Source organism: Agromyces bauzanensis, assembly GCF_014645655.1.
Lineage (GTDB): Bacteria > Actinomycetota > Actinomycetes > Actinomycetales > Microbacteriaceae > Agromyces > Agromyces bauzanensis.
Window position 1 is genome coordinate 68,214 of record NZ_BMMD01000009.1, and the last position, 9,539, is coordinate 77,752.

Annotated in this window: 11 protein-coding genes; 4 read left to right on the forward strand and 7 right to left on the reverse strand. The window is 69.8% G+C overall.

Annotated elements, in window-relative coordinates; genetic code table 11:
- The 3 genes from pstA to IEX31_RS09450 form a co-directional block, all read right to left on the reverse strand.
- Window positions 1-873, reverse strand: coding sequence for a phosphate ABC transporter permease PstA (gene pstA, locus IEX31_RS09440; RefSeq protein ID WP_229662230.1), 873 nt, complete (start codon window positions 871-873; stop codon window positions 1-3).
- A gap of 41 nt (window positions 874-914) precedes the next feature.
- Window positions 915-1,808: a phosphate ABC transporter permease subunit PstC gene (pstC, locus tag IEX31_RS09445; RefSeq protein WP_229662231.1), complete on the reverse strand. Its 894-nt coding sequence runs from the start codon at window positions 1,806-1,808 to the stop codon at window positions 915-917.
- A 101-nt stretch (window positions 1,809-1,909) separates the two neighbouring features.
- Window positions 1,910-2,878 (reverse strand): PstS family phosphate ABC transporter substrate-binding protein, encoded by a 969-nt coding sequence (locus tag IEX31_RS09450; RefSeq protein WP_188743179.1) that lies wholly within the window; start codon window positions 2,876-2,878, stop codon window positions 1,910-1,912.
- 179 nt (window positions 2,879-3,057) lie between these two features.
- On the opposite strand from IEX31_RS09450, the gene IEX31_RS09455 reads away from it, so the two are divergent.
- The 3 genes from IEX31_RS09455 to IEX31_RS09465 are packed head-to-tail and all read left to right on the forward strand — an operon-like array spanning window position 3,058 to window position 4,250.
- The gene (locus tag IEX31_RS09455; protein ID WP_188743180.1) at window positions 3,058-3,213 is read left to right on the forward strand and encodes a hypothetical protein; all 156 of its coding nucleotides are present in this window, start codon (window positions 3,058-3,060) and stop codon (window positions 3,211-3,213) included.
- A gap of 30 nt (window positions 3,214-3,243) precedes the next feature.
- Window positions 3,244-3,441 carry a hypothetical protein gene (locus IEX31_RS09460; protein WP_188743181.1) on the forward strand — a complete coding sequence of 66 codons (198 nt, stop codon included), beginning with the start codon at window positions 3,244-3,246 and terminating at the stop codon, window positions 3,439-3,441.
- A gap of 50 nt (window positions 3,442-3,491) precedes the next feature.
- Window positions 3,492-4,250: an MIP/aquaporin family protein gene (locus tag IEX31_RS09465; RefSeq protein WP_188743182.1), complete on the forward strand. Its 759-nt coding sequence runs from the start codon at window positions 3,492-3,494 to the stop codon at window positions 4,248-4,250.
- 29 nt (window positions 4,251-4,279) lie between these two features.
- Here IEX31_RS09465 and IEX31_RS09470 read toward each other — a convergent pair whose 3' ends face one another.
- The 3 genes from IEX31_RS09470 to IEX31_RS09480 all read right to left on the reverse strand — a co-directional run bounded on the left by IEX31_RS09470 (window position 4,280) and on the right by IEX31_RS09480 (window position 6,367).
- On the reverse strand, window positions 4,280-4,951 hold the full coding sequence (locus tag IEX31_RS09470; protein WP_188743183.1) for an arsenate reductase ArsC: 672 nt from the start codon (window positions 4,949-4,951) through the stop codon (window positions 4,280-4,282).
- A gap of 2 nt (window positions 4,952-4,953) precedes the next feature.
- On the reverse strand, window positions 4,954-5,367 hold the full coding sequence (locus tag IEX31_RS09475; RefSeq protein WP_188743184.1) for an arsenate reductase ArsC: 414 nt from the start codon (window positions 5,365-5,367) through the stop codon (window positions 4,954-4,956).
- Window positions 5,368-5,446: 79 nt separating this feature from the next.
- A complete protein-coding gene (locus IEX31_RS09480) occupies window positions 5,447-6,367 on the reverse strand; it encodes a metalloregulator ArsR/SmtB family transcription factor (RefSeq protein WP_188743185.1) in 921 nt (306 codons plus the stop codon).
- A 56-nt stretch (window positions 6,368-6,423) separates the two neighbouring features.
- Here IEX31_RS09480 and IEX31_RS09485 point away from each other — a divergent pair, with 56 nt between their 5' ends.
- Complete coding sequence (locus IEX31_RS09485) at window positions 6,424-7,851, forward strand: FAD-dependent oxidoreductase (protein WP_188743186.1); 1,428 nt, start codon at window positions 6,424-6,426, stop codon at window positions 7,849-7,851.
- A gap of 335 nt (window positions 7,852-8,186) precedes the next feature.
- On the opposite strand, the gene IEX31_RS09490 is transcribed toward IEX31_RS09485, so the two are convergent.
- On the reverse strand, window positions 8,187-9,524 hold the full coding sequence (locus IEX31_RS09490; RefSeq protein ID WP_188743187.1) for an NAD(P)-binding domain-containing protein: 1,338 nt from the start codon (window positions 9,522-9,524) through the stop codon (window positions 8,187-8,189).
- Between the last annotated feature and the right edge of the window lie 15 nt (window positions 9,525-9,539).

Consider the following 9,539-nt stretch of genomic DNA (forward strand, 5'->3'; position numbering starts at 1 on the left):
TTACCACCGTTTCTGGTATCGATTGCGGATGTAGATGGCCAGCCCGTTCATGAGCAGCAGGAGCCCGAGCAGGATGATGCTCGCGGCGGCGGCAAGCTCGTGGAAGCCCTCCTGCGGGCGGCCGGTCCAGTTGAAGATCTGAATGGGGAGCGTTGTGAAGCCGCTGAGCAGTCCGTTGGGGTCGAAGCTCACGAACACCAGCGCACCAAGGAGCAGCAGGGGCGCGGCCTCGCCGAGCGCGCGGGAGAGCGCGATGATCGAGCCGGTCGCGATGCCGGGCACGGATGCCGGGAGAACCTGCCGCCAGGTGGTCTGCCACCGCGTGGCACCGAGGGCGAGGGAGCCGTCGCGGATCTCGGACGGCACCGCGCGGATCGCCTCACGCGTCGCGATGATGATCACCGGCAGGATCAGGAGGCTGAGTGCGAGCGCTCCGCCGATCACGATGTTCTTGTCGCGAACGCCGATGAGCGCGAGGAACGCGAGCGCGAGCAGACCATAGATGATCGATGGGACCGCGGCGAGGTTCTGCACGTTCAGCTCGATCACGCGGTTGAACCAGTGCTTCTTGTCAGCGAACTCCTCGAGGTGCACCGCGGCGGCGACGCCGACCGGGATGGTGAGCACGGCCGTCACGCCGATCACCCAGATCGACCCCAGAATCGCGGGGCGCGCCCCGGCCCGATCCGGAGACGACGCGGGGTACTCCGTGAACAGCGGCAGGCCGAACCTGCTCCCGCCCTCGAGGACGATGTTCACGATGAGGGTGAGGAGGGAGAGGATCGCGATGAGCAGGCTCAGCCACAGGACGACGAGGAAGATCATCGGGGCCGGTCGCCGCTCGCGCGGTGTCTCGCCGGTCTTGAGCGGCATCGTCGGGGCCCCGGCAAGGGAGTCTTGGAGAGATATCATGGTCAATAGGCCTGTCGGAATCGGCGGACGAGGCGGATGCTGATGAAGTTCACGGTCAGTGTGATCGCGAACAGCAGCAGTCCGACGGCGTAGAGGGTGTTGTACTCGAGTGAGCCGACGCGGGAGTCGCCGAGCGCGGCGCTGGCGATGAATCCCGTCATCGTCTGGCCCTGCTCGAGCGGGCCGCCGACGATGCGCGCCTGGCTGCCCGCGGCGATCGCGACGATCATCGTCTCGCCGACGGCGCGAGAGATCCCAAGCACGATCGCGGCCATGATGCCCGAGAGGGCGGCCGGGAAGACGACTCGCAGGCTCGTCTGCATTCGGTTCGCCCCGAGCGCGGCAGAACCCTGCCGAAGCGACATGGGTACCGCCGACATGGCGTCCTCGGAGATCGAGGCAACCGTCGGGATGATCATGATGCCCATCACGAGGCCGGCTGCGAGCACGCTGAAGGCCCCTGTGTCGAGTCGAAGCCACTCGCGGAAGACCGTCGACTGGACGAACTGGAGCGCGAAGAAGCCGTAGACGACGGTCGGCACACCGGCGAGGATCTCGAGGATGGGCTTGAGCGTCTTGCGGAGGCCCGGTGTCGCGTACTCGGAGAGGAGGAGCGCGGCACCGAGGCCGAGTGGTACCGACACGAGCAGTGCGATCGCGGTGGTCCACAACGTTGCGGTGACGAGAGGCACGACGCCGAACGAGGCATCCGCGAACCTCGGCGCCCAACGATCGCCGAGCAGGAAGTCGAAGATCGGGACTTCCCGGAAGAAGCCGATCGCCGGCACGATCAGTGCGAACACGATCCCGATGGTCGTGACCATCGCGACGGCTGCGGCCACGCGCAGCACGACCTTGATGACGGCTTCGCCGGGGCGCGCGCGCCCGGCGAACATCGACCGGGGCGGGTGGCCCGACGAGTCCGTCGGGCCACCCGTGCTGGCGGTCCTTGCCGCTTCGGATTTCGAAGCTGTGGTGTTGGCCAGCATCAGCGTCGTCAGCCGAGGGTCGCGAGCTCGTCCTGAGCCGTTGCCTTCTGCTCCTCGGTGAGGCCGATCACGAGTGCGGCCTCGGCGGCCTCGGCCTCGTTCTCGACGTAGAAGTCGACGAAGGCCTTGACCTGGGGCTTGTCGGCGTACGAGGCGTTGTTCACGTAGATGAACAGCGGCCGGCCGAGCGGCGTGTACGAGCCGTCCTGCACAGTCTCTGCGCTCGGGGCGACGCAACCGGCACCGCTGTCGACCTCGACGGCCTTCAGCGAGTCGGGGTTCTCCTCGACGTAGGAGAGACCGAGGAAGCCCATGGCACCCTCGTCGCCGGCAACGCCCTGGACGATGATGTTGTCGTCCTCCGAGGGGCTGTAGTCGGCGCGGATGGCGCCCTCTTCACCGTTGATGGCGTCGGTGAAGTAGTCGAATGTGCCCGAGTCGGTGCCTGCGCCGAAGAGCGTGAGCGGGAGGTCGGGGAACGAAGGGTCGACCTGGTTCCAGTTCGTGACCGTGCCTTCGGCCTCGGGCGCCCAGATGGTGTTGAGCTGCTCGACCGTGAGGCACTCGGCGAAGTCGTTCTCGGGGTTCACGACGACCGAGAGCCCGTCGTTCGCAATGACGATCTCGGTGAACTCGACGCCGGCCGCTTCGCAGTCAGCGGCCTCCTCGTCCTTTATCGGACGCGAGGCGTCGGAGATGTCGGTCTCGTCGGCGCAGAATTTCTTGAATCCGCCACCAGAGCCCGAGGTGGCGACGGTGACGTTGACGTCGGGCTCGACGTCGCGGAAAAGGTCGGCAGCGGCCTCGGTGAGGGGGGCGACTGTCGACGAGCCGTCAGCGACGACCGAGCCGCTGAGACCGGCCCCTTCGGTCGAGCCGCCGCCGTCGGCGGATTGGCCGCCACATGCAGTGAGCAGCAGGGCGGCGGCAGCGATGGTGGCGCTGAGCCCTGCGAGTTTCAGAGAACGGTAAGACACGGTGATCCTTCCGGGGGAGGCGGGGCCTCGGTTGAATGTGATGCCGACGTCCGGCTCAACACATAGAAGATCGTCTAAGTGAACTCGGGGTGAACAGTGCGGCACAGTCCGGTGTCACAGAGACGTACGTCTCAACAAGCCTTGTGCCCACGGGAAATCGACAACCGTCGATACAGCCTGTGTTCCGTGCCGGCCAGCTGATCGGCCGGCGGCTTTCCGTCGTGCGGCCGCACCGCGCACCGCCGTGGGCGCTCGACACGACGGTGGCCGCGCTTGCCGCACTCGCGCTCGTGACCGGTCCGGCGTCGCTCGTCATCGTCGCAGGCGCTGTCTGAGGCGCGTGCACACTCGTGCAGGCGTCGGCGGTGGCGGATCGGTGGGGGACCCGCAACTACGGTTCCATCAACGGCGCGTTCGCCGCGCCGATCACCATCGCGGCGGCGCTCTCCCCAGCCATCGGGCCGGCCGTCGCTGCCGGCGTCGGCTCCTTCTCGGGCATGGCCGCGGTCATGGCTGTCGTGGCCGTGGCCGTGGTCGCGGGGGCGACGGCGCGGCTGACCTGATCGCGCTACTATTCCATAGACCCGTATCTATGGAATGGAGTCACCGCGACATGAGCGCCGGATCCGAGCCCCGCCCCGCCCCGTCGATTCCGCTGTCACGCCGGCTGCTCGCCGAGTTCATCGGGACTGGTCTCCTGGTCGCCGTCGTGGTCGGGTCGGGCATTGCCGCGTCGACGCTCTCGCCCGACGACACCGGGCTGCAGCTCCTCGAGAACAGCTTCTCGACGGCGCTCGGCCTCGGCGTGCTCATCGCGGTGCTCGCACCGGTGTCGGGCGCCCAGCTCAACCCGGTGGTGTCGATCGCCGACTGGTTCCTGGGACGGCGCGCCCGCGGCGGACTCGGCCTGGCCGCCGGTGACCTCGGCCCGTACATCGCCGTGCAAGTGCTGGGCGCCGTCGCCGGGGCCGTGCTCGCCAACGTCATGTTCGGCGTGCAGACCTCGATCTCGGCGACCGAGCGCGTGAGCGCCGGCAGCCTGGTCGCGGAGGTGGTCGCGACCGCCGGGCTCATCGTCGTGATCTTCGCACTGGTGCGCACCGGTCGCACCGCGATCGTCGCACCTGCGGTCGGCGCCTACATCGGCGCCGCGTACTGGTTCACGAGCTCGACGTCCTTCGCCAATCCGGCGGTGACGGTGGGGCGGATCTTCTCCGACACCTTCGCCGGGATCTCCCCGGATTCGGCGATCGGGTTCGTGCTCGCCCAGCTCCTCGGCGCCGCCATCGGCGTGGTCATCACCTCGCTGCTGTTTCCGGCCGCGGTCGGTGAGGCGAGCGAGGAGCGGGAACGAGCCTCGGCCGTCGGGTAGGCGGTTGGGCGACGGCGCGCGACTCCGGATCAGCGCGCGGCGACCCCGAGTTCGCCCAGCAGCGCCTCGACGTGCGCCCGGACCTCGTCGCGCACCCGCCGCACCTCGTCGAGAGGGAGCTGCTCGGGGTCGTCGAGCTTCCAATCGAGGTACCGCTTACCGGGGTAGACGGGGCACGCGTCGCCGCAGCCCATGGAGACCACCACATCGGCGGCCTGCACCACGTCGTCGGTGAGCGGCTTCGGGAACTCCTGCGTCACGTCGAGGCCGAGTTCCTCCAGCGATTGGACCACTGCCGGGTTGAGGCGTGCGGCGGGCATGGAGCCGGCCGAGCGGACGTGAACGCGATCGCCGGCCAGCGCCTGCGTGAGCACAGCGGCCATCTGCGATCGGCCGGCGTTCTGCACGCAGACGAAGAGCACCTCGGGCACACCGCTGACGACCGCGCCTTTGGCCTGGGCGAGCGCCTTGAGTCGGTCGTTCGCGAAGCGGATGACCCGGTTCGCGAGGTGGGTCTTCACGGTCGCCGTGCGCAGCAGTGCGGTATAGGACTCGAGCACGTATCGCTCGACGGTCTCCGCGTTGAACGTGCCGTCGTACCGCTCGGTGAGCTCGAGCGCCAGGTCGCGCAGGTAACGCTCAGGATAGCTGAGGCCGGGTAGCGCCCGACGCCCGGCCGTGGCGCTGTCGAGATCGTTCATGGCTACGCCACCGAGGCAGGTGCGATCTCGGCGATGAGCGCCTCGACGCGGCCGCGGATGTCGTCGCGCACGCGGCGCACCGTCTCGAGGTCCTTGCCGGCCGGGTCCTCGAGCTCCCAGTCCTCGTAGCGCTTGCCCGGGAAGACGGGGCACGCGTCGCCGCAGCCCATGGTGATCACGACATCGGACTCCTTGACGGCCTCGACCGTGAGGATCTTCGGCGTGTTGCCCGCGATGTCGATGCCCTCCTCGGCCATGGCCTCGATCGAGACCGGGTTGATCTGGTCCTTCGGCTCCGAGCCGGCGGAGAGCACCTCGACGCGGTCGCCCGCGAACTCCCGCAGGTAGCCGGCTGCCATCTGCGACCGGCCGGCATTGTGCACGCACACGAACAGGACGGTGGGCTTCTCAGACATGGTCCCTCACTTCCGACACTGAAAGCATAGACCGTGCTCTATCAATTATCCAGCGAATGGATGCCGTGGCCGCACGCGTTCACCGAGCGTTCATGCCTTTCTCAGGTGCGTTCACGCCGAGCTCGCTCAGCAGCGCGCACACACGTGCCTCGATGTCGTCCCGGATCTCGCGCACCCGAGCGAGCGGGAGCACCGCCGGGTCGTCGAGCTCCCAGTCGAGATACCGCCGGCCCGGGTAGATGGGGCACGCGTCCCCACAGCCCATCGTGACCACGACGTCGGAGGCGCGCACCACCTCGTCGGTCAGCGGCTTCGGGAACTCGCCGCCGATCGGCACGCCGATCTCGTCGAGCGCCTGCACGATCGTCGACTTCACGGCGCTCGCGGGCTCCGATCCGGCCGTGCGCACGCGCACCCGGTCGCCTGCGAGATGCCGCAGGATCGCCGCTGCGATCTGCGAGCGGCCGGCGTTCTGCACGCACACGAAGAGCACCTCGGGTGGCTCGGCACCGTGCGGCGCCTCCTCGCGGGCGAGCGCGTCCAGGCGGTCGACGGCGAACGCCGACGTCAGCGACGGCAGGTGTCGCGTGATGTGCGCGCGCCCGGCGAGCAACTCGTGGCTCTCGCGCACGTAGCGCTCCACGGTCTCGGGCGAGAACACGCCGGCGAAGCGCGCCGAGAGGTCGGATGCCACGCGCTCGAGCACCTCGTCGGACGCGGGCGCCGCGGCATCCGGCGGCAACAGCTCGTTCACGCGCTCGACCGCGTCGGGTGCGATCGAGTACCAGACCTGCCGGCCCTCGGGTTCGCGCTCGAGCACCCCCTCGTCGACGAGCGTCTTCACGTGGTGGCTCACGGTGGGCTGCCGGAGGCCGAGCTCGGTGGCGAGCCGGCCGACGAGCGCTCGGCCGTCGGGACTCTCGCTGATGAGCTCGAGGATGCGCAGCCGCGTCGGGTCGGTGAGCACCCGGATGCCGCGTGCCGTGTCGATCACATCCATAGACCGAAGTCTATTCGACCAATACGCTGGAAGAGCACCCGACCGAGAGGCAGCTCATGCACATCGTCGCGATCGGCGGCAGCGACGCCGGTATCTCCGCCGGCCTCCGCGCCCGCGAGCTCGACCCGTCGGTCGACGTCACCGTGGTCGTCGCCGACGCCTACCCGAACTTCTCGATCTGCGGCATCCCGTACTACGTCTCGGGGGAGGTGCGTCCGTGGCAGTCGCTCGCGCACCGCACCCACGCCGACCTCGCGGCCACGGGAATGCAGTTGCGGCTTGATACGCTCGCGACCCGCATCGACGTCGCGGGTCGGCGACTGACCGTCCGCGACCGGTATGGCGCAGAATCCGAGCTCGGCTACGACGAGCTCATCGTCTGCACCGGCGCCTCGCCGTCGACCGCGGGCATCGCCGGTCTCGACGAGCTCGGGCCCGAACATGGGGTGCACGTGCTGCACTCGATGGGCGACACGTTCGCGCTGGAGCGCTCACTCGAGGAGCGTGACCCGCAGACGGCGATCATCATCGGGGCGGGATACGTGGGCCTCGAGATGGCCGAGGCGCTCACGGTCCGCGGCATCCGCGTGACCCAGCTGCAGCGCGGACCCGAGGTGCTCTCGACGCTCGACGCAGAGCTCGGCGGGCTCATCCGTGCCGAACTCGTACGCAACGGCGTGGAGGTCGTGACCGGAAGCCGCGTCGAGCGGGTCGCGCGCACCAGCGACGGCCTCACGGTCACCGGCACCGGCGCGGGCGGTGTGGCGTTCTCGCGCATGGCCGACCTGGTGCTCGTCGTGGTGGGCGTCGCGCCCAACACCGGGCTCCTCGAACGTGCCGGTGCGACGCTCGGTGCAGGGCGGGCCGTCGTGGTCGACGAGGCGATGCGCACCGGGCTGCCGCACGTGTACGCGGCCGGCGACGGGGTCGTCACGCACCACCGACAGCTCGGTGCCACCTACCTCCCGCTCGGCAGCACAGCCCACAAGCAGGGCCGGGTCGCGGGCGAGAACGCCGTCGGCGGCGACGCGCGGTTCGCCGGGAGCCTCGGCACCCAGGTCGTCAAGGTCTTCGACCTGATCGCCGCCCGCACCGGCCTGCGTGAGCGCGAGGCGACCGCGGTCGGATTCACGCCGGCGAGTTCGACTGCCGCCGCCGACGACCACAAGGCCTACTACCCCGGGGCGAGGCCCATCACGATGCGCGTGACCGGTGACGCAGGCACCGGCCGCCTCCTCGGCGCGCAGCTCGTCGGCTCCTGGGGCACGGAAGTCGCCAAGCGCGTCGATGTCTTCGCCACCGCCCTGCACCACGAGATGACGGTCGCCGCCATCACCGAACTCGACCTCTCATATACCCCGCCCCTCGGGTCGCCGTGGGACGCCGTGCAGGTCGCCGCCCAGTCGTGGACGCGGATGCACGTCGAGCAAGACGCCGGGGTGAGTGATGTCGAGACGCTCGATCAGCCCGCCGATAGCCGATGACCTTCGCCACGGCCCGTGCGGCCGGAGGATGCGCAGCCTCGTGGGGTCGGTCAGCACCCGGATGCCGCGTGCCGTTTCGATCCCATCCATAGACCGAGGTATTCGCGCGGCGGGCCGGCGCCTTCCCGCGAGGTATCCGCCACACTGGGGGCCATGACCAGGCACTGGAGCCCGCTCGCCGTCGTCCACCTCCTGCTTGCGATCGCGGGGCAGCGCGCCTTGAACGCACGTACCGCGGTGGTCACGGATGCCGCGGGCGGTTCGGAGCCGTGACGATGCTCCTGCCGGAGTCCGTGAGCTCGTAGCCATGGCGACATGGCAGCCCTTGGCCCCACTCAGCTGCAGCAGTTCGACCCCGAAGCGCCGGGCGCCCCCGTCGAGCACACGCCCGTCGCGGGCAGCGTCAGGGCCACGTTGCGGGCCGAGGCCGTGTCGCCCGCGAGCCAGGCCGAAATCGAGCGCACCTGCTCGTACCCGGTCGCGAGCAGGAACGTCGGCGCACGCCCATAGCTCTTCATGCCGACGATGAAGAAGTCACGCTCGGGCTGGGTGAGCTCGGCGAAGCCGTGCGGCTCCACGGTGCCGCACGTGTGCACATTGGGATCGATGAGGGGGGCGAGCCGCTTCGGCGCCTCGACGATCTCGTCGAGCTCGAGGCGGATCTCGCGGAGCATCGCGAGGTTCGGGCGAAAGCCCGTGGCGTTCACCACCCGATCGGCCCCGACGGTCTCGAGTCCGTCGCCACGGCGACCGGTGATGCGAACGCCGGATGCCTCGGGGTCGCCGGCGCCCGCTCGGGCAAGGCGCACGATCTCGAACCGGTCGATGACCTCGATGCGACCCGAGGCGACGAGCGCGACGACGCGTGCGCCGATGGACGCCCGTGCCTGCAGCTCGTCGTCGGGCGAGGTGCTGACGCGCACGGCCTGGATGTTGCGGATGGCCCACGTGATGCGCGTGCCGGGCACCTCGTCGGCGAGGTCCGCGAGGTTCAGCAGCGTGTTGGCGGCGGAGTGGCCGGCGCCCACGACGACCGTGTGGCGGCCGGCGAAGGCGTCGCGCTCGCGCCCGAGCACGTCGGGCATGGCCGGACTCACGAGCTCGGCGACCTCGGCCAGCCCCAGCGGGTCGAGGCCCGACGAGCCGAGGGTGTTCGGCGTGCGGTAGGTGCCCGACGCATCGATCACGGCGCGAGCGGTGAGCTCCTCGACGCCGTCGGCGGTCGCGACACGCAGGAGGAACGGCGCTTGGGCGCGGCCCTTCGTGCGTGTGCGGTCCATGCCCTCCCGCGAGACGTCGGTGACCGTTGCACCGAGGCGCGTGCGCGCGGCGATCGCCGGGAGGTCGGCGAGCGGGATCAGGAAGTCGTGCACGAGCTCGGCGCCCGTCGGGAGCGAGTCGGCGGGCGGTTCCGGCCACCCGGTCTCGGCGAGGAGGCGCTTCGACACCGGGTCGACGAGGTGCCGCCACGGCGAGAAGAGGCGGATGTGGCCCCACTGCTCGATGCTGTCGGCGATGCGGTCGCCGGCCTCGAGCAGCACGAAATCGATGCCGCGGTCGGCGAGGTTCGCTGCCGTCGCCAGCCCGATGGGCCCGGCGCCGATGATCGCCACGGGCAAGCCCTGCAGGCGGGAGGCGAGGAGCTTCGGGGGAGTGAGGTCGAGGAGGGTCATCCGTCATCCTTCGTG